Raw genomic sequence first — 18,328 nt, 5'->3', positions numbered from 1 at the left:
AAGGAGTTCTCTGATTTTTAGCTTCTTTTCATAATCTATAACTGGCTTCACTTCTTTAAATAGATCCGTTTCCTGCTTAAAGCGTGAGAAAACATCAAGTAAAAGGTCTACCCCATACTGAAAAACGTCGTCCGGGTTAGCTGTTCCATCGGTCCATAGCTCAAGAGTGAGTTTTTCAAAGTCGGTTCTGGCTTTAACTCTAACATTTTCCACCGTAAAATTAACCTTAGTAACAGGTGAAAAGATCCCATCCATTTTGATATAACCCACCGGGAGGTCTTCTATGTTTATATCCTCGGCTGGGACATAACCCCTACCCCGGACCGCGTAAAGTTCCATATTGACGACCACATCGTCTCCGGTAATTGTAAAAAGGTGCTGTTCAGGATTAACAATAGTAACGTACTCCGGTGTCTTTATATCGCCTGCTTTATAGTCCCTCTTCTCAGTCGCAGTCAACCTCAGGATGGCACTTTTTTCAATTTCTGGATCGAACTTAATTCTGACTCTTTTCAAATTGAGGATGATATTTGTCACATCCTCGTATACACCGTCCATGGCGTAGAACTCGTGAGGAACTCCATCAATCTTGACTGCAACAATCGCATAACCAGGAATAGAAGAAAGAAGGATTCTCCTTAGGACATTGCCTATCGTATGTCCATAACCTCTCTCGAGAGGGGAAAACACATATCTGCCGTAATCAGCAAGTACCTCCTCTCGATAAACACCGAGAGGGAAGACATATTTTATATCTTTAACAAAACTAAAATCAATACCTTCCTGTTTCTTGTATACTGGCATAAGCTACCTCACTTAGAATAAAGCTCCACAATCAATGTTTCATTGATCGGGAATGTTACATCGCTTCTTTCGGGCATTCTTACGACTCTTCCCCTGAAGTGCTCTCTGTCTAATTCCAGCCACGTTGGTACATCAAAGGCCTTTCTTTCCTCAAGGCTTTCTACAACAAAAGGAATATTTCTGGATTTCTCTCTAACCTCAATAATATCATTCACACTAACAAGATAGGAAGGGATATCAACTTTATTACCGTTAACCAGTATGTGACCGTGTTTCACAAGCTGCCTGGCTTGGTTTCTCGATTTAGCAAAACCTAACAAATAACAAACGTTATCAAGTCTTCTTTCCAGTAAGCTAAGAAGATTTTCACCCGTATTACCGGGCATCTTCCTCGCCATTTCAAAATACCTTCTAAACTGTGCCTCCAAAACGCCGTAAATCCTTTTCACCTTCTGCTTTTCTCTTAACTGCATTCCGTAAATCGATAACTTTTTCCGAGCCGCGCCAGGTGGAGCCCCGGGAACAGACTTCCTTCTCTCAAGAGCACACTTGTTAGTTTTGCAACGATCACCTCTCAAAAATAATTTGATACCTTCTCTCCTACATAACCTACATTTTGGCCCAGTGTAACGTGCCATAGCTAATTAAACCCTCCTTCTCTTAGGTGGCCTGCATCCATTGTGAGGTATTGGAGTCACATCCTTAATACCGATTACTTCAAGGCCTGCTGATTGAATTGCCCTTATGGCCGTTTCTCTACCCGGTCCCGGCCCTTTAACCCAGACTTCAACTTTCTGAAGGCCCAAATCCTTTGCCTCTTTTGCGGCCTTCTGGGCAGCTGCACCAGCAGCGAAGGGTGTTCCTTTTCTGGTCCCAGAAAAGCCAACGGTTCCGCCACTTGCCCAGGTAATTGTATTACCCTTCAAGTCGGTTATCGTTACAATTGTATTATTAAAAGTAGAATAAACGTGAGCAATTCCAACAGGCTCAACTATTCTCGCTTTCCTCTTTTTTCTCTGTGCCTGCGATTCTCTTGTTCTCTTAGGCGCTGCCATATGCATTTCCTCCCTTACTTACCAGCTGTCTTCTTTTTCCTGAACATATTACCTCTCGGACCCTTACGAGTTCTTGCGTTGCAACGGGTTCTCTGTCCCCTAACCGGTAAGCCGGCAAGGTGCCTTAACCCCCTATAACAACCAATATCGATTAATCTTTTAATGTTTCTCTGTACTTCTGCTCTCAGCGCTCCCTCAACCTTGTATTTAGAAACCTCATCTCTGAGTTTGGCAACTTCTTCCGGTGTAAGATCCTTTGTCTTCTTGTCTGGTGAAATACCCGTGGCCTCAAGAATCTTCTTGGCGGTCGAGAAGCCTATACCGTAAATATAAGTCAAGGCCACAAAAATCTTTTTGTCTCTTGGTAAGTCAACACCAGCAATCCTCGCCATTTTCCCTCCTAACCCTGCCTTTGCTTATGCTTCGGGTTTTCACAAATAACCATTACCCTTCCTTTTCTCTTAATTACCTTACATTTATTGCAAATTTTTTTGACAGAAGACCTTACCTTCATTAAAAAATCCTCCTCATGAAGTTTATTAATTTTAATGCAAAACCCATAGGGTGTCAAAAGTAATGCCTATTTATACCTATAAACAATACGACCCCTCGTGAGGTCATAGGGCGATAGTTCAACTACCACTCTGTCCCCAGGCAAAATCTTAATAAAATTCATCCTCATCTTGCCGGAAACGTGGGCCAGTACAACTACGCCATTGTCAAGGGTAACTCGGAACATTGCATTAGGCAAAACCTCTTTTATCGTACCTTCCATTCTTATAACGTTTTTCTTATCCATATACCACCCTAGTTAAATTTTGAAAACCATCCTTGGTAACTAAAACTGTTTCTTCAAAGTGGGCTGCCAAAGAGCCATCCATAGTAACAATAGTCCACCCATTTTCCTTCTCTCGAACATCGCCGCTTCCTAAAGTAAACATTGGTTCGATAGCAATGATAACGCCTTCGTACAATACAGGTCCATTCCCCTTTTTGCCAAAATTTGGCACAAAGGGATCCTCGTGTAATTTGAGTCCTACACCATGCCCCCCAAGAATCTTAACCACACCGAGTTTAAACCTGTTAGCAGTCTCTTCAATCGCATGAGAAATGTCACCAAGGTGAATACCCTCCCTGATTACCGACATCCCTTCCATCAGCGCAAGTTTAGTGCCATTTACTAACCTGTTAATAGAAAGATCTGAATCATTTCCGAGAAAATAAGTCTTAGCAGCATCACTGAAAAAGCCCTGATAGTTAACCCCTATGTCCACCTTTACGAGATCTCCTTCTTGCAAAACCCTTTCGTCAGGAATTCCGTGTACAACTTCATCATTTATTGAAATACAACTCGACGCAGGATATCCTCTGTAACCGAGAAAAGCCGGCTCAGCTTTGAAATCAACAATAGCACTAAAAATAAAGTCATCCAGCTCCTTTGACGTGATGCCTGGCTTTATGAATTCATCAACCTTTTGAAACACCTTTCGGAGGATGTTGGCGGACTTCTTAATCATTTCGATTTCTTTAGGCTTTTTAATGTAGATCATAATCCTATAACCTTAAGCAGATTGGTATATACCACATCGGGTGATTGGTTCCCATCTACCTTTTTAAGAAGGCCCCTATTTTCATAATACTCTAATAAGGGCATTGTTTGCTGGTAATAGACCTTAAGACGATTCTCGATAGTTTCTTCGTTGTCATCACTTCTCGTTATTAGCTTAACTCCGCAAACATCACATATCTCATCCTTCTTGGGTGGCTCAGTGATCAAGTTATAGACTCTTTTACAAGAAGGACAAATCCTCCGAGCCAGTAACCTCCTCTTCACCTCTTCATTTGTAACATCAAAGTAAATAACCCCCGTTAACTTTTTGTTCAGGGTTTCCAGAAGACGGTCAAGCCCCTCAGCCTGATTGACATTTCTTGGAAAACCGTCAAGAACAAATTGGTCAAGTTGTAAAATTTTTTCCCTCACAAGTCCTATTATTATATCATCTGGCACAAGCTCGCCCCTTTCCATATAGACTTTCGCTACTTCACCTAAGGTTGTACCTTGATTTACCGCTTCCCTCAAAATATCACCCGTTGACACCTTAACTATCCCGAAAGCATCCTGTAATTTCTCTGCTTGGGTTCCTTTTCCAGCACCAGGAGGGCCAAGAAATATGAGTCTTATCCTCTCCATCCCCTAATTCTGCCCTTCTTCAAGAGGCCTTCATACTGGTTCATTATCAGATAAGAATTTATCTGCTGCATTAATTCAAGGGCTACGCCTACAATAATGAGAATTCTTGTTCCCCCAAAGTAAATCTGCGCTCCAGTCCATTTCATAATGTGATAAGGAATTATTGCAATTAAAGCAAAAGCAATGGCACCGGGTAAAAGAATCCTGCTCATTACCCTGTCAATGTATTCGGCAGTCTTTTGCCCAGGTCTTACTCCAGGAATAAAGCCGGAATACCTCTGAAGATTATCTGCAAGATCCTTTGGGTTAAGGACGATGGATGTGTAATAATAGGCAAAGAAGACAATTAACACAGCATATATAAGATCGTACAAGACATTCCCTGGACTGAATTTGGTTGCAAAATTCTGTAAAAAATCAACTTTTGCGAACATAGCTAAATTACTCGGGATCATAAGAATAGTTTGGGCAAAAATTATCGGAATTACGCCCGCAGTATTTAGAGTTAATGGAAGATATGTGGACTGTCCACCGTACACCCTTCTTCCCACGATCTTCTTCGCATACTGAATAGGAATCCGCCTCTGGGCCTCCGTAATCATAACTACACCCGCAACAGTAAGAATGATAATAACAAGGAGGAAAAGAAAAGCAAGGGGAGAAATAGAACCGGAACGCAACAACTGGAAAGTATTTGCAAACTCATAGGGGATGGAATCCAATGATCCAGCAAAGATCAGCACTGAGATACCATTTCCAATTCCATTGTCAGTAATCTGTTCGCCCAGCCACATCAAAAAAAGAGTTCCTGCAATCAGAGATATAACAGTCTGGAACATAAACGCAGGACCGGGATTAGGAACAACTCTGGCTCCAGATGGGGCAACCACATTGGATAAAAAGAGGGCAATACCAAATGCCTGAATCCCTGCCACAACTACAGTAAAATAGCGCGTATATCTATTTATAAGTCTTCTCCCGTGTTCTCCTTCTTTCTGCAACCTTTCCAAGTAAGGCCAAGTAGTTGTGAGTAACTGGATGATAATTGAAGCAGATATATAAGGCATTATTCCAGCGCCGAAGATTGCTGCCCTCTGCAATGCACCACCAACAAAGATGTCATAGAGACCAAAGATAGTACCGGTAAATTGCGACTTAAAAAATTCAGCTAAGGCTTGGCCATTAATACCGGGGAGAGGGATGTGAGTTCCTATACGATATATTACTATAATAAACAGGGTAAACAGTATCCTCTTTCTTAATTCTCCTATTTTTGGTATAGCATCAAGATTCTTTAACATTTATCTTCCCACCCGCTTTTTCAATTTTAGCCTTTGCACTTTCAGAGATCTTATCCACTTCTATAACAATTGGTTTTGAGATTTCGCCGCGGCCGAGCAATTTCACCGGCTTATCTTCATCCTTTATAAGCCCCTTTTGCAGGAGAACTTCGCGATTCACAACGTCACCGGCATTAAAATGCTTATCAAGGGTATCAAGATTCACAATCTGATATTCCACACGAAATGGGTTCTTAAAGCCCCTCTTGGGTAACCTCCTATAAAGTGGCATTTGACCGCCTTCAAACCATACCGGTTTAGCTCCGCCGCTCCTCGCCTTCTGCCCTTTATGTCCCTTACCTGCAGTCTTACCATGACCAGAACCAGGGCCTCTTCCCACCCTCTTCTTCCTCTTCTTTGCACCTTCGTTTGGACGTAAAGAACTTAGATCTATCATTTTTTCTCCTCCTCTATTTCTTCAACCCTCAGAAGATAAGCCACCTGATTTATCATACCCCTTATCTGAGGTGTATCTCTGTGAATCTTCGTCTTTCCAATTCTGCCAAGGCCAAGGGCTCTCAGAGTTAATTTATGCCTTTTGTCAACATCTATTGAACTTTTAATTTGTTGTACTTTCAGAAGTTTTTGCGACACGGCCAAACCTCCTTAGTACTTTTTCTGGGTTATGTCCCCTTTCTTTGACAATTCTTTCCGGATCTACCAGAGAAGTTACAGCCTTAAAAGTAGCTTTCATAAGATTGATGGGGTTATTAGAACCTAAGGACTTCGTAAGAACATTCTGGTACCCTGCAGCTTCAAGAACAGCTCTAACAGCTTGAGTTGCAATGATACCGGTACCCGGAGCAGCTGGTTTGAGTAAAATTTCCGATGCCCCTTCCTTAACAATCACTTCGTAAGGTAAAGTTCCATTTTTGATTACGCATTGTTTCAGGTTCCTACGTGCCCTTCTTAAGGCTTTTTGGATAGCTTCAGGCGTTTCAGCAGCCTTCCCATGACCGATCCCGACCCTACCATTTCCATCACCTACCACTACCCACACAGACATTTTCAGGTTTTTACCACCCTTGGTAACCTTAGTAACTCTACTGATATAAACTATATTTTCTATCAGTTCTGAACTTTCTCTTTCAAATTCCTCAAAAAGTGCCATACGTTACCTCCTAAAATTCAAGGCCAGCTTCCCTGGCTGCATCCGCTAATGCCTTCACTCTGCCATGATATTTGTACCCAGCCCTGTCGAAAACTGCCTTATTAAAGCCCTTATCTAATGCCCTCTTAGCAATTAATTTCCCCACAAGCCTGGCTTTTTCAATTTTTCCCTTAACAGCCTTAACCTCTTCCCGGATCTCAGGAGATAATGTTGAAGCGCCACAAATAACCCTGCATGGTCCAAAGGGTGGGTCAATAACCAGTTGAGCATATATGTGCCTTGCTGATTTGAATACCACTAACCTTGGCCTCTCTTCAGTACCCTTAACTTTCTTTCTAACTCTTAAATGACGCCTTTTCCTCTTCAATACCTTTGTCTCCCTATCCATTACTTCCCTCCAGCTTTAATACCAGCCTTACCAGCCTTTCTTCTCACTATTTCACCACGATATCTTATACCCTTTCCTTTGTAAGGTTCAGGAGGTCTTACTCTTCTTATAGCAGCTGCAACATCGCCAACGAGATATTTGTCAATCCCCTTTACTCGTATAATATTCTGTCCCTCTACCTCATATTGGATACCAGGCGGTGGTGTAAACTCAACGGGATTAGAAAAACCTACATTAATTACAAGCTTAGAACCCTCCATTTTTGCACGGTATCCAGTACCTACAATTTCCAGTTCTTTAACAAATCCCTTCGTAACGCCCTCGATCATATTGTTTATTAATTGCCTCGTCGTCCCATGAAGAGCCTTATGGATTTTTTTATCTGAAGGCCTTTCAACAAGGATTTTATTATCTTCGATTTTAACAATCATATCAGGGTGAATATCCATTTCGAGTTTACCCTTTGGCCCTTTTACTTCAATATGATTACCAGTAAGTTTTACTTCAACACCTTTTGGAATTTCTATTGGCTTTTTCCCAATTCTTGACATCTTCTACCTCCTTACCAGACATAGAGGAGATATTCCCCTCCAATCTTTCTTTTTCTTGCATCACGGTCAGTCATCACTCCCTGAGAGGTAGAAATGATAGCGACACCCATTCCATTCTTGATCCACGGTATTTCATCCTTCCCTATGTAAACCCGCCTTCCCGGTTTAGAAACCCTTTGTAAATCGTTAATTGCAGGTTTACCACCAACCAAATAATTCAGAGTCACTTCAATCAAACCACCCTTCTCGGTGGAGACAATTCTGTAATCTTTTATAAACCCTTCCTTCTTCAAAATATCCAGTATAGCGAGCTTCAACTTGGAAATAACGGCAATTGTTGTCTTCTCGTGCCTGGCTCTTACCGCATTTCTGATCCTTGTGATCATATCAGCAATGGGATCTGTAAGCATAACTTCACCTCCTTACCAGCTCGCCTTTTTAACGCCAGGTAACTCGCCTCTTAACGCCAGTTCCCTGAAGCAGATTCTGCAAATTCCAAATTTTCTTATGTAGCCACGGGGCCTGCCACAGATCTGACACCTATTCCTTTTTCTTACTTTAAACTTTGGTTCAATGGTAAAAGCTCTTGTGAACTTTGCCTTTGTAGCCATGGATTTTTACCCCCTTTCAAATGGAAACCCAAAGGCTTCCAAAAGTTTCATCGCTTCTTCATCGTTTTCTGCTGTTGTTACAATTGCAATATCCATCCCAAAAACCTTTTTAACTTTATCAATGTCAATCTCAGGGAAGACCGTTTGCTCATCAAGGCCAAAGTTGTAATTGCCTCTTCCGTCAAAGGAGTTCCTGCTAAGCCCTCTAAAATCTCTAACCCTGGGAAGGGCAAAATTTATCAACCTATCCAGAAAGTCATAGGCTCTTTGCTTTCTTAGCGTAACTCTCAGGCCAATAGGCATTCCCTTTCTAAGATGATATGCAGCAACAGATTTCTTAGCTCGCCTTAACTGAGGCTTTTGTCCTGTAATTCGAGCCAGATCCTCGGAAACAACTTCGATAAGCTTTGGATCCTGCACAGCTTCACCGAGTCCCACGTTCACCACAATCTTTTCTATCCGTGGAACCCTCATAATGTTTTTGAATCCAAGCTCTTTCATCAAAAGAGGTCTAATTTTTTCTCTATATTCTTTAAGCAACCTGGACATCAGTCAATCTCCTTTCCACATTTTTTGCAAACTCTTGACTTTTTCCCATCCTCTTTTACTACGAAACCAACTCTTGTAGCCTGACCGCACATAGGACAAACCAATTTCACGTTTGAAATATGAACAGGCGCTTCCATCTGGATTATTCCCGATGGTAATTCAGGTCCCCTCGCTCTCATATGTTTTTTAACTATGTTTACACCCTCAACGACGACTCTTGATTTTTCCCGAATAACCTTTTTAACCTTTCCGATCTTTCCCTTATCTTTACCTGCTGTAACCAGTACTAAATCATCTCGTTTAATCTTATTACCCATTTCTACACCACCTCCGAAGCAAGAGACACGATTTTCATAAACTTCTTCTCCCTCAACTCTCTTGCGACAGGTCCGAAAACTCTGGTTCCACGAGGCTCGTTAAAATTGTCAATTAATACCGCAGCATTGTCATCAAATTTAACGTAAGTTCCATCTGGACGCCTCAATTCCTTTTTTGTTCTTACAATAACTGCCCTTGCCTTGTCGCCTTTCTTCACAGGTGAACCAGGAATGGCGTCTTTAATTGTAACAACAACAATATCACCTACGTAAGCATACTTTCTTCTGCTTCCGCCGAGAACCTTAATAATTAAAGCCTCCTGTGCACCCGTATTATCAACAATTTTAACTCTGGAAATATCTTGTATCATTCTCCTTCCCTCCTTTCAGCCCTCCGAATGATTTCAACTAATCTCCATCTCTTAAGTTTAGAAAGGGGTCTTGTTTCTTCGATTCTTACAACATCTCCAATTCTCGATTCATTTTTTTCGTCATGGACGTAGAATTTTTTCCTTCTCTTTACGTATTTACCGTATAGAGGATGCTTCTTAAGAAATTCAAATACAACAACCCTCGTCTTGTTCATCTTGTCACTCACAACGACACCGATTCTCTGTTTCCTAATTCCCATTGTTGCCTCCTCTTTTCTCGTTCATCACCGTGAGAACTCTCGCTATTTCGCGCTTTAACTGTTTGAATCTGTGAGGCTGGTTAAGCCTGTGAAGAGCTTTATCCATTCTTAAAGTAAAAAGCTCTTCTTTAAGCTCTTTCAATTTCTTGTTAAGTTCATCCAGTGAAAGTTCCCTTAATTCCTTGGCTTTCATACTCCACCTTCCTTAATTGATACAAAACGAGTCTTTACAGGCAATTTGTGAGATGCTATTCTGAAAGCCTCTCTTGCCTCTTCCTCTGAAACCCCGCTGAGTTCAAAAAGAATTCTACCAGGCTTCACAACAGCTACCCAGAATTCCACGTTACCTTTTCCCTTACCCATTCTCGTTTCGGCAGGCTTCTTCGTAACCGGCTTATCAGGAAATATCCTCACCCACAGCTTTCCACCCTTCTTTAAGTACCTTGAAATGGCCATCCTTGCAGCCTCAATCTGATTTGCGGTGAGCCAGTGGGCTTCAAGGGTCTTAAGCCCATATTCACCAAAAGCAAGATAATTTCCTGCAAGGGCAACGCCCTTTAATCTTCCTCTCTGTTGTTTTCTATACTTAGTTCTGGATGGCATCAACATGGCTTATTCCTCCGTTGGCTTTCTCAGTATATCTCCCCTGTATATCCACACCTTTACCCCGATGGTTCCATACTTTGTAAACGCAGTCTCCTGAGCGTAATCAATATCTGCTCTCAACGTCTGGAGAGGCACCCGGCCCTTCAAATACCATTCCTTCCTCGCAATTTCCGCGCCCGCTAATCTACCTTTTGAATAGACTTTGATTCCCTGAGCGCCGGCTTTCATTGCCTGTTCTACAGCCCTCTTCATGGCACGCCTATGAGAAACTCTTTGCTCTATCCTGGAAACTATTTGCTGAGCAACAAGTGAAGCATCAATTTCAGGCGTCTTAACTTCTTTCACATCAATGTGGAGATCCTTGTAAGGAACAATCGCCGCAAGCTCCTTTTTAAAAGACTCGATCTCCTTACCACCTCGACCAATTATCATGCCAGGTCTTGCAGTATATATGGAGATAGAGATTTTATCGGGCAAAACTCTTTCAATCTCTACTCTGGATATACCCGCTTCTTTAAAACGTGCTTTTACGTATTTTCTAATCTCATAATCTTCCTTGACAAACTTCCTGTAATGGGTATCGTTCGCATACCAGCGAGATAACCAACCCTTATTAACACCTATTCTAAAACCGTAAGGATGAACTTTCTGACCCATTATTCAACCTCCTTAGGAGCTACCTCAATAGTCAAATGTGAAGTTCTTTTTAAAATTAACGTTGCCATCCCCCTAAACATGGGTCTAACTCTCTTCCAGATTGGTCCTCTGTCAACCTTTGCAACCTTTATATAAAGCCTATCCTCAGGTAAATCACCGCCCTTATCTCTATACGAAGCGACTGCAGCTTTAATAGCTTTAATTGTAAATCTCGCAGATTTCTTGTTAAGAACCTTTAGCATTTTCATTGCTTCGGACACACTCTTTCCCCTAATCTCATCAAGAAGAGGGGCAACTTTCTTAGGGGAAATCCTCCTATATTTTAAAACGCATCTCCCTTCCATCATTTTAACCTCGCCTTTTCAGCCTTTTTATCCTTATGACCTCTAAACGTTCTTGTAGGGGAAAATTCACCCAGTCTATGCCCTACCATTTCCGGTGTAATATAAACAGGTATAAACTTCCTTCCGTTATGTACCGCAATAGTGTGCCCGACGAATTCCGGCAGTACCATAGAAGCTCTGGAGTAGGTTTTTATAACCTTCTTCTCACCCTTCTCATTCATTTCTATTATTCTCTTGTATAGCTTAGCATCAACAAAAGGACCTTTCTTCTTTGATCTGGCCATTATTTGCGCCTCCTTACAATGAACCTATCACTGGCTTTTCTCTTCTTTCTGGTCTTCCTACCATCAACAATGCCTGTAGGACTACAAGGATGCCTTCCAGATTTTGATCTACCTTCACCACCGCCAAGAGGATGATCTACAGGGTTCATGACCATACCGCGAACATGTGGCCTTCTGCCAAGCCATCTCGACCTTCCTGCTTTGCCGATAATGACATTCTCGTGATCCAAGTTAGAAACTTGACCAATTGTAGCATAACACTTGAGGTTTATTAATCTAACTTCACCAGATGGAAGCTGCACATGGGCATATCTGCCTTCTTTGGATAATATCACTGCACTCGCGCCAGCAGCTCTTACCAGCTGTCCTCCTTTTCCGGGCACCAGTTCTATATTGTGAATGGGAATCCCTTCTGGAATCCTCTCCAGAGGGAGGGCATTGCCAACTCTAATTTCGGCATCTGGTCCAGATGTTAGAATGTCACCGACTTTCAGCCCATCAGGAGCTATAATGTACCTCTTTTCTCCATCTACATAGTGAAGCAAAGCAATTCGAGCAGTTCTATTAGGATCATATTCAATTGCAACCACCTTCGCTGGAATTCCGTGCTTCTCTCTCTTGAAATCTATTATTCTATAGTGCCTTTTGTGGCCCCCACCGCGGAACCTGACAGTAACCCTACCAGTGTTATTCCTTCCGCCAGATTTCTTAAGCGGCTCGAGAAGGGATTTTTCTGGCTCTTCTTTAGTAATTTCTGAATAATCTGCTACTGTCATAAAACGCCGTGATGGCGTAACAGGTCTAAATTTTTTGACTCCCATAATTACACTCCTTCAAAGAACGGGATAGATTCACCTTTTTTCAGTGTTACAATCGCCTTTTTCCATGCTTTAGTGTACCCAGGCGCAAGTCTCACCCTCCGCGGCTTAGGCTTAACATTAATTACCCTAACCTTTTCCACATGAACCTTAAAAAGCTCTTCAACTGCTTTCCTAATCTCGATCTTATTTGAATCAGGAGCCACTTCAAAAACAAATTGGCCTTGCTCTCTCAAAAGAGCGGATTTTTCAGTGATTATTGGCCTTATTATAATGTCCCTCGGATCCCTCATATCACAAACCTCTTTTCTAATTTCTCTAGACCATCTTTCTCTATCACTATGTAATTATGATTAAGAACCTCTAAGGAGTTGACATCTTTGACTTCCAGAACGCTGCAGTAGGGAATATTTCTTCCTGAAAGGTAAAGATTCTTATTATACTCAGTGGAAAGGACTAAAGTCTTTTCTTTACCAAGTCCCATCTTATCCAGAATCTCCACCATTCTTTTAGTTTTCGGAATTTGAAATTCAAATTTTTCGATCACAAGAATCCTACCATTTTGTGCCTTATCAGCCAGCGAATGCAAAAGAGAAAGTCTTTTGATCTTGGCGGGTATCTCTGTATAGTAATCTCTGGGTCTCGGTCCGTGAGCTTTACCACCTCCAACAAAAGTGGGAGCTTTCACATCACCATGCCTCGCTCTTCCAAGGCCTTTCTGCGGATAAATCTTCCTTCCGGAAGCGTTGACCTCTGCCCTCGTCTTCGCCTTGTGGGTTCCCTGTCTCTGATTAGCAAGATAAAGCCTTGTTACTTCCCAAAGCAGATGAAGATTTGGCTTAATACCAAACAATTCATCCTTTAACTCAATTTCGCCTATATGCTCACCATTTGCGTTGTATAAAGGTGCTTTCATTGCTCTTTCTCCTTAGCTTTCTTTAGGAACACTATTCCACCCCTTGGTCCGGGAACCGCACCCTTCACGAGAACTACGTTCTTGTCAGGAATGATCTTAACTATCTCAATATTCTTAACGGTTATGCGCTTGAGCCCATCGTGACCAGGCAATTTTTTGCCCTTGTAAACTCTTGCAGGTTCCGTATGCTGTCCGATTGAACCGGGTCTGTTGTGAAACTTTGAACCGTGAGATTTCGCCCCTCCTGAAAAGCCCCATCTTTTAATTACACCTTGAAATCCTTTACCCTTCGAAATGCCCGTAATATCTATGCGCTCGCCTTCAGTAAAGAGGTCTTCAATCTTTATCTCCTGCCCAGTTTGGAACTTTGAGACGTCATCAACTCGAAATTCCTTCACAACCAGCGCTGGATACTTTTCCCTTTCGCCCAATGCCTTTCGCATTTCACCCAGTTGAGGCTTGTTTAGCCTTTTCGCCTCAACCTCACCATAACCTATCTTTATTGCGGTATAACCATCCCTTTCCAGAGTCTTCCCCTGTATTACGGTACAGGGGCCGGCTTCAATGACCGTAACAGGGATCATCGAGCCGTCTTTGGTAGGGATCTGGGTCATACCCAGTTTTCTACCAATTAACCCTGCCATAGTTCACCTCAAATCATCTTTATTTCGACATCCACTCCAGGTGGCAAATCCAGCCTGGAGAGCTTGTCTATCGTTTCTGCCGTCGGCTTCCTTATTTCTATCAGTCTTTTGTGGACTTTAAGTTCAAACTGCTCCTGAGACCTCTTGTCAATGTGAGGAGATCTGATAACTGAAAATAAAGTCCTTTTTGTTGGAAGAGGAATTGGACCCGAAACCTCTGCTCCGCTGGATCTCGCCGTATGAGCAATATTTTGGGCTGAACGGTCCAGGAGCGCCGGATCAAACGACTTCAACTTAATTCTTATCTTTGCTTCAAGTACCATGATTTTTACTCGACAATATCGGTTACGACACCTGCACCAACTGTTCTACCACCTTCACGAATCGCAAACCTGAGTTCTTTTTCGATTGCAACAGGATACATGAGTTCAACTAGAAGGTTTACATGGTCACCAGGCATCACCATTTCTCTGCCTTCAGGAAGGGTAATCGTACCAGTAACGTCAGTAGTTCTGAAGTAGAATTGTGGTCTGTAACCCGTCATAAATGGTGTGTGGCGCCCACCTTCTTCTTTGGTTAAAACGTAAACCTGGGCTCTGAATTTTTTGTGAGGCTTAATTGAACCAGGCTTTGCTACAACCATTCCTCTCTCTACATCCTCTTTCTTTACGCCTCTCAAGAGTAATCCCACATTATCGCCAGGAAGTGCCTCATCCAGCTCCTTTCTGAACATTTCGATTGAAGTTACGACAGTTCTAATCGGTTCATCTCTAAATCCCACTATCTCAACCTCCTCACCCGGTGTGAGTCTCCCGCGTTCAACTCTACCCGTGACAACCGTTCCACGCCCAGTAATTGAGAATATGTCTTCAATTGCCATCAGGAATGGCTTATCAACCGCACGCTGAGGCTCTGGAATATAGTTGTCTAATGCATCAAGAAGCTCTTGAATTGGTTTATACCACTGGCAATTGGGATCTTCGCCACATTCCTCAATTACCTTGAGGGCAGAACCTTTAATGACCGGTACTTCATCGCCGGGGAACTCATATTTATTGAGAAGGTCCCTAACCTCAAGTTCAACAAGTTCCTGCAGCTCCGGATCGTCGAGCATATCGATCTTGTTCATGAATACCACTATGTAAGGAACGTTTACCTGCCTTGCAAGGAGAACGTGCTCTCTTGTCTGAGGCTGAACACCATCAGCTGCAGAAACAACAAGAATAGCTCCATCCATTTGGGCTGCGCCGGTAATCATGTTCTTAATGTAGTCAGCGTGACCAGGACAGTCAATATGAGCATAATGGCGTTTATCCGTTTCATATTCAACGTGCGCCAGCTGAATCGTAATTCCACGAGCCTTTTCTTCTGGTGCCTTATCAATCTGATCGTAAGGAACATAATTAGCAAATCCCCTCAGGGAAAGGTATTTTGTAATTGCGGCGGTCAAAGTAGTTTTTCCATGGTCAATGTGACCGATAGTACCCACATTTAGGTGCGGCTTGGTTCTTACAAACTTTTCCTTAGCCATTTCTACATACCTCCATCATATTGTTAATGTTTTTTCCTTTTTTATTGGTGCGTAATGATCCAATTTCATCCAGAAGCTTGCCCTCCCCTGGGTTAGTGACCTCAAATCCGTCACATAACCGAGGAGTTTCTTTAAAGGGACATAAGCTCTAAGCTTCTGGATGTTTTCACTTATGTTCTCAATTTTATCTAATTCTCCTCCCCTCTGTCCCAGGTCGCTGACAACGTTACCAACATACTCAGAGGGGCAAACGACCTCGAGCAAAACGACTGGCTCCAGCAGGATAGGTTTACCTTCCTGCAGGGCTCTTTGTATGGCCCTCCTCAATGCAAGCTCATTTCCAAGATGAGTAAAGGTATTATCTGCTCCCAAAGAAACAATTTGTACTTCGACATCGGTGACGGGATAGCCCATAATCGGCCCAAACGATATGGATTCGTATGCAATATTTATATAAAGTTCCCGAAGCTGTGGATTAATTTCCGGTATTATTGTTACCTTGTTTCCTTCGCCTCTCTTTCGAGGAACCAGCTTAACCTTTGCATAACCACTCTCTTTCACTCCGCCAATTTCTCTCTCAAAGTTTTCCTCAACCTCCGTTTCAACCGTAATTGTTTCTCTATAAGTGACCTGAGGTTTTCCTGTCCTGACAGGTACTTTAAATTCTCTCACTATCCTGTCAACGATGATCTCAAGGTGCAATTCGCCCATCCCGCTTATAAGGAGCTGACCCGTTTCCCTATCCTTCCCAACTTTGAAACTCGGATCCTCAATCTGAAGGATATTAAGAACTTCGTTAAGTTTTTCCTCATCTTTAGAAGATTTAGGCTCAATTGCAACAGATATAAGCGGTTCCGGAAAGTGCATACCTTCAAAGAAAATAGGTGCTTCAGGATCACATAGGGTATCGCCAGTTTTTACATCCTTTATCCCAACCAACCCGACGATTTCTCCCGCCTTCGCTTCCTTAATAGGCTCTTTCTTGTCTGCATGAACGAGATAAATTCTCATTGCCCTCTCGATTTTCCCGGTGGCAGAATTAAGAACTTTCTGGTTAACATTCAAAACTCCCGAATATACTCTGGTAAACAATACATTCCCAGCATGTGGATCGTTTTGTATCTTAAACACAACTGCCGAAAATGGTGCATCATAAGTCGGTGAACGTTTCACGTATTCTCCTGTCTTTGGGTTAAGACCAACAACATCGCCTTTATCAATCGGAGAAGGAAGATAATCAATAATTGCATCAAGGAGCGGTTGAATTCCCTTATTTTTAAGGGCAGCTCCCATAAGGACAGGGACTGCTTTCATTGAAAGCGTAGCCTTTCTAATAGAAGATTTGAATATATCCACAGAAATTTCTTTTTCATCTATCACCAGCTTCAAGATTTCTTCATCTATTTCTGCCAGCCTCTCCAAAAACATGCTTCTAACTTCTTCGACTTCTTTTTCCGTCGCATCCTCAATTCTGTACTCTTCTCCTGTCTCATCCACATCCCAGATATACTTTTTCTTCGTTATAACATCTATAACACCAACAAAGTTGTCTTCTATTCCGATCGGAGCCTGGAGAGGAAGTGCCAGAATGTTGAACTTCTCTTCAATCTCTTTCATTACTTTGAAAGGATCAGCACCGATGCGGTCAAGCTTGTTTATAAAAACAATCCTCGGAACCTTGTATCTGTCAGCCTGGTGCCACACTGTCTCCGACTGAGGCTGAACACCTGCAACGCCACAAAATATCACGATCAATCCATCAAGGACCCTGAGAGACCTTTCTACCTCAGCGGTAAAATCTACATGGCCAGGAGTGTCAATGATATTTATCCTATGACCTTTCCAGTAGCAACTAACAGCAGCACTGGTTATAGTAATTCCCCTTTCCTTCTCTTGAATCAGGTAATCAGTGGTTGCAGTACCTTCATCAACGTCTCCAAGACGATGAATTTTTTTGGTGTAATACAAAATTCTTTCAGTAGTAGTTGTCTTTCCGGCGTCAATGTGAGCGACGAATCCGATGTTTCGCAAGTTTGTTATGTTATCAAATAATATTTCCATCTCTCAAATTGTTACCACTTGTAATGCGCAAATACCTTGTTGGCCTCCGCCATTTTATGAACATTTTCCCTTATCTTTATCGCTGCCCCCTGATTCTGGGAAGCCTCAATTATCTCATTGGCCAATCTTTCGTACATCCTTCTTTCCGGTCTTGACCTTGCAGCTCTTATAATCCACTTAATTGCTAAAGAAAGCTGCCTTTTGGGACGGACTTCCACCGGCACCTGATAGGTGGCACCGCCTACTCTCCTCGGCCTTACCTCAACTCTGGGTTTCACATTCTCTATGGCCTTCTCAAAAATTTCAATTCCGTTGCTCTTCGTCTTCTGCTCGATAAGTTCAATAGCTTGATAAAAGATTCTCTGTGCAATTGTCTTCTTTCCATCCCACATCAAATTATTAATAAATTTTGCAGCAATAACAGATCCATACTTTGGATCCGGCGAAATTTCGCGTTCAGGAGCCCTTCTTCTTCTCATAGAATTACCGCCTCCTTACTTTTTGGGTTTCTTTGTCCCATAAAGGGACCTGGAATTTTTTCTTCCCTCAACACCAGCAGCATCGTACTTTCCTCTTATAATGTGATACTTCACACCCGGGAGGTCCTTTACTCTACCGCCCCTAACAAGGACCACAGAGTGTTCCTGTAGATTGTGCCCTTCACCTGGTATATATGCTATCACCTCTTTTCCATTAGATAGACGAACCTTAGCCACTTTTCTCAGAGCAGAATTTGGCTTCTTTGGCGTAGTCGTATAAACCCTTATACAAACTCCCCTCTTTTGAGGACACCCGTCTAGGGCAGGCGATTTTGACTTCCTCCTCTTTGGTTTTCTGCCCAACCTAACAAGTTGATTAATTGTCGGCATAATACTTCCCCCTTTAAATACAGTGTTTAATTTTACTGCAGTATCAATAA

General features: G+C 42.4%; 34 protein-coding genes. All 34 read right to left on the bottom strand.

Annotated features, from left to right (window positions below; genetic code table 11):
• A partial coding sequence (gene rpoA, locus QMD82_06390; GenBank protein ID MDI6851545.1) for a DNA-directed RNA polymerase subunit alpha occupies positions 1 to 804 on the bottom strand: 804 nt, incomplete at its 3' end.
• 8 nt (positions 805 to 812) lie between these two features.
• Positions 813 to 1,442, bottom strand: a complete 630-nt coding sequence (gene rpsD / locus QMD82_06385) for a 30S ribosomal protein S4 (protein ID MDI6851544.1) — start codon at positions 1,440 to 1,442, stop codon at positions 813 to 815.
• A 6-nt stretch (positions 1,443 to 1,448) separates the two neighbouring features.
• On the bottom strand, positions 1,449 to 1,859 hold the full coding sequence (rpsK, locus tag QMD82_06380) for a 30S ribosomal protein S11 (GenBank protein ID MDI6851543.1): 411 nt from the start codon (positions 1,857 to 1,859) through the stop codon (positions 1,449 to 1,451).
• 14 nt (positions 1,860 to 1,873) lie between these two features.
• Positions 1,874 to 2,251 carry a 30S ribosomal protein S13 gene (gene rpsM, locus QMD82_06375; protein ID MDI6851542.1) on the bottom strand — a complete coding sequence of 126 codons (378 nt, stop codon included), beginning with the start codon at positions 2,249 to 2,251 and terminating at the stop codon, positions 1,874 to 1,876.
• A gap of 8 nt (positions 2,252 to 2,259) precedes the next feature.
• On the bottom strand, positions 2,260 to 2,373 hold the full coding sequence (gene rpmJ, locus QMD82_06370) for a 50S ribosomal protein L36 (GenBank protein ID MDI6851541.1): 114 nt from the start codon (positions 2,371 to 2,373) through the stop codon (positions 2,260 to 2,262).
• Between the two features lie 66 nt (positions 2,374 to 2,439).
• On the bottom strand, positions 2,440 to 2,658 hold the full coding sequence (gene infA / locus QMD82_06365) for a translation initiation factor IF-1 (protein MDI6851540.1): 219 nt from the start codon (positions 2,656 to 2,658) through the stop codon (positions 2,440 to 2,442).
• Positions 2,651 to 3,409: a type I methionyl aminopeptidase gene (gene map, locus QMD82_06360; GenBank protein ID MDI6851539.1), complete on the bottom strand. Its 759-nt coding sequence runs from the start codon at positions 3,407 to 3,409 to the stop codon at positions 2,651 to 2,653. Before map ends, infA begins: the two co-directional genes overlap by 8 nt.
• On the bottom strand, positions 3,406 to 4,050 hold the full coding sequence (locus tag QMD82_06355) for an adenylate kinase (GenBank protein MDI6851538.1): 645 nt from the start codon (positions 4,048 to 4,050) through the stop codon (positions 3,406 to 3,408). The genes map and QMD82_06355 overlap by 4 nt, the downstream gene beginning before the upstream one ends.
• The gene (secY, locus tag QMD82_06350; protein ID MDI6851537.1) at positions 4,038 to 5,351 is read right to left on the bottom strand and encodes a preprotein translocase subunit SecY; all 1,314 of its coding nucleotides are present in this window, start codon (positions 5,349 to 5,351) and stop codon (positions 4,038 to 4,040) included. Before secY ends, QMD82_06355 begins: the two co-directional genes overlap by 13 nt.
• Positions 5,335 to 5,784, bottom strand: a complete 450-nt coding sequence (rplO, locus tag QMD82_06345; protein ID MDI6851536.1) for a 50S ribosomal protein L15 — start codon at positions 5,782 to 5,784, stop codon at positions 5,335 to 5,337. Before rplO ends, secY begins: the two co-directional genes overlap by 17 nt.
• Positions 5,784 to 5,954 carry a 50S ribosomal protein L30 gene (gene rpmD, locus QMD82_06340; protein MDI6851535.1) on the bottom strand — a complete coding sequence of 57 codons (171 nt, stop codon included), beginning with the start codon at positions 5,952 to 5,954 and terminating at the stop codon, positions 5,784 to 5,786. The genes rplO and rpmD overlap by 1 nt, the downstream gene beginning before the upstream one ends.
• Entirely contained in the window at positions 5,950 to 6,501 is a 552-nt protein-coding gene (gene rpsE, locus QMD82_06335; GenBank protein MDI6851534.1) for a 30S ribosomal protein S5, read from the bottom strand. The genes rpmD and rpsE overlap by 5 nt, the downstream gene beginning before the upstream one ends.
• Before the next feature lie 10 nt (positions 6,502 to 6,511).
• Positions 6,512 to 6,889 carry a 50S ribosomal protein L18 gene (gene rplR / locus QMD82_06330; protein ID MDI6851533.1) on the bottom strand — a complete coding sequence of 126 codons (378 nt, stop codon included), beginning with the start codon at positions 6,887 to 6,889 and terminating at the stop codon, positions 6,512 to 6,514.
• Positions 6,889 to 7,440: a 50S ribosomal protein L6 gene (rplF, locus tag QMD82_06325; protein MDI6851532.1), complete on the bottom strand. Its 552-nt coding sequence runs from the start codon at positions 7,438 to 7,440 to the stop codon at positions 6,889 to 6,891. The genes rplR and rplF overlap by 1 nt, the downstream gene beginning before the upstream one ends.
• Positions 7,441 to 7,451: 11 nt before the next feature.
• Complete coding sequence (rpsH, locus tag QMD82_06320) at positions 7,452 to 7,850, bottom strand: 30S ribosomal protein S8 (protein MDI6851531.1); 399 nt, start codon at positions 7,848 to 7,850, stop codon at positions 7,452 to 7,454.
• A 12-nt stretch (positions 7,851 to 7,862) separates the two neighbouring features.
• Positions 7,863 to 8,051: a type Z 30S ribosomal protein S14 gene (locus QMD82_06315; GenBank protein MDI6851530.1), complete on the bottom strand. Its 189-nt coding sequence runs from the start codon at positions 8,049 to 8,051 to the stop codon at positions 7,863 to 7,865.
• A gap of 6 nt (positions 8,052 to 8,057) precedes the next feature.
• A complete protein-coding gene (gene rplE / locus QMD82_06310) occupies positions 8,058 to 8,600 on the bottom strand; it encodes a 50S ribosomal protein L5 (protein MDI6851529.1) in 543 nt (180 codons plus the stop codon).
• Positions 8,600 to 8,917 carry a 50S ribosomal protein L24 gene (gene rplX, locus QMD82_06305; GenBank protein MDI6851528.1) on the bottom strand — a complete coding sequence of 106 codons (318 nt, stop codon included), beginning with the start codon at positions 8,915 to 8,917 and terminating at the stop codon, positions 8,600 to 8,602. Before rplX ends, rplE begins: the two co-directional genes overlap by 1 nt.
• Before the next feature lie 2 nt (positions 8,918 to 8,919).
• Positions 8,920 to 9,288, bottom strand: a complete 369-nt coding sequence (rplN, locus tag QMD82_06300) for a 50S ribosomal protein L14 (GenBank protein ID MDI6851527.1) — start codon at positions 9,286 to 9,288, stop codon at positions 8,920 to 8,922.
• Entirely contained in the window at positions 9,285 to 9,548 is a 264-nt protein-coding gene (gene rpsQ / locus QMD82_06295) for a 30S ribosomal protein S17 (GenBank protein MDI6851526.1), read from the bottom strand. Before rpsQ ends, rplN begins: the two co-directional genes overlap by 4 nt.
• Complete coding sequence (gene rpmC / locus QMD82_06290) at positions 9,538 to 9,741, bottom strand: 50S ribosomal protein L29 (GenBank protein MDI6851525.1); 204 nt, start codon at positions 9,739 to 9,741, stop codon at positions 9,538 to 9,540. The genes rpsQ and rpmC overlap by 11 nt, the downstream gene beginning before the upstream one ends.
• Positions 9,738 to 10,157, bottom strand: a complete 420-nt coding sequence (gene rplP, locus QMD82_06285; protein ID MDI6851524.1) for a 50S ribosomal protein L16 — start codon at positions 10,155 to 10,157, stop codon at positions 9,738 to 9,740. The genes rpmC and rplP overlap by 4 nt, the downstream gene beginning before the upstream one ends.
• A 3-nt stretch (positions 10,158 to 10,160) precedes the next feature.
• Positions 10,161 to 10,811 carry a 30S ribosomal protein S3 gene (gene rpsC, locus QMD82_06280; GenBank protein MDI6851523.1) on the bottom strand — a complete coding sequence of 217 codons (651 nt, stop codon included), beginning with the start codon at positions 10,809 to 10,811 and terminating at the stop codon, positions 10,161 to 10,163.
• Positions 10,811 to 11,158: a 50S ribosomal protein L22 gene (rplV, locus tag QMD82_06275; protein ID MDI6851522.1), complete on the bottom strand. Its 348-nt coding sequence runs from the start codon at positions 11,156 to 11,158 to the stop codon at positions 10,811 to 10,813. Before rplV ends, rpsC begins: the two co-directional genes overlap by 1 nt.
• A complete protein-coding gene (rpsS, locus tag QMD82_06270) occupies positions 11,155 to 11,439 on the bottom strand; it encodes a 30S ribosomal protein S19 (protein ID MDI6851521.1) in 285 nt (94 codons plus the stop codon). The genes rplV and rpsS overlap by 4 nt, the downstream gene beginning before the upstream one ends.
• Entirely contained in the window at positions 11,439 to 12,260 is an 822-nt protein-coding gene (rplB, locus tag QMD82_06265; GenBank protein ID MDI6851520.1) for a 50S ribosomal protein L2, read from the bottom strand. The genes rpsS and rplB overlap by 1 nt, the downstream gene beginning before the upstream one ends.
• 2 nt (positions 12,261 to 12,262) lie before the next feature.
• Positions 12,263 to 12,550: a 50S ribosomal protein L23 gene (rplW, locus tag QMD82_06260; protein MDI6851519.1), complete on the bottom strand. Its 288-nt coding sequence runs from the start codon at positions 12,548 to 12,550 to the stop codon at positions 12,263 to 12,265.
• Positions 12,547 to 13,173, bottom strand: coding sequence for a 50S ribosomal protein L4 (gene rplD / locus QMD82_06255; GenBank protein ID MDI6851518.1), 627 nt, complete (start codon positions 13,171 to 13,173; stop codon positions 12,547 to 12,549). Before rplD ends, rplW begins: the two co-directional genes overlap by 4 nt.
• Positions 13,170 to 13,817 carry a 50S ribosomal protein L3 gene (gene rplC / locus QMD82_06250; protein MDI6851517.1) on the bottom strand — a complete coding sequence of 216 codons (648 nt, stop codon included), beginning with the start codon at positions 13,815 to 13,817 and terminating at the stop codon, positions 13,170 to 13,172. The genes rplD and rplC overlap by 4 nt, the downstream gene beginning before the upstream one ends.
• Before the next feature lie 8 nt (positions 13,818 to 13,825).
• Positions 13,826 to 14,140 (bottom strand): 30S ribosomal protein S10, encoded by a 315-nt coding sequence (gene rpsJ / locus QMD82_06245; protein MDI6851516.1) that lies wholly within the window; start codon positions 14,138 to 14,140, stop codon positions 13,826 to 13,828.
• A 5-nt stretch (positions 14,141 to 14,145) separates the two neighbouring features.
• Positions 14,146 to 15,348, bottom strand: coding sequence for an elongation factor Tu (gene tuf / locus QMD82_06240; GenBank protein ID MDI6851515.1), 1,203 nt, complete (start codon positions 15,346 to 15,348; stop codon positions 14,146 to 14,148).
• Between the two features lie 15 nt (positions 15,349 to 15,363).
• On the bottom strand, positions 15,364 to 17,409 hold the full coding sequence (fusA, locus tag QMD82_06235; GenBank protein MDI6851514.1) for an elongation factor G: 2,046 nt from the start codon (positions 17,407 to 17,409) through the stop codon (positions 15,364 to 15,366).
• 11 nt (positions 17,410 to 17,420) lie between these two features.
• The gene (gene rpsG, locus QMD82_06230) at positions 17,421 to 17,888 is read right to left on the bottom strand and encodes a 30S ribosomal protein S7 (protein MDI6851513.1); all 468 of its coding nucleotides are present in this window, start codon (positions 17,886 to 17,888) and stop codon (positions 17,421 to 17,423) included.
• A 15-nt stretch (positions 17,889 to 17,903) separates the two neighbouring features.
• Positions 17,904 to 18,278: a 30S ribosomal protein S12 gene (gene rpsL / locus QMD82_06225; GenBank protein MDI6851512.1), complete on the bottom strand. Its 375-nt coding sequence runs from the start codon at positions 18,276 to 18,278 to the stop codon at positions 17,904 to 17,906.
• Positions 18,279 to 18,328 lie beyond the last annotated feature (50 nt).

The organism is bacterium, from assembly GCA_030019025.1.
Classification (GTDB): domain Bacteria; phylum Hydrothermota; class Hydrothermia; order UBA1063; family UBA1063; genus UBA1063.
This window is presented reverse-complemented; position numbering and strand designations above follow the sequence as displayed.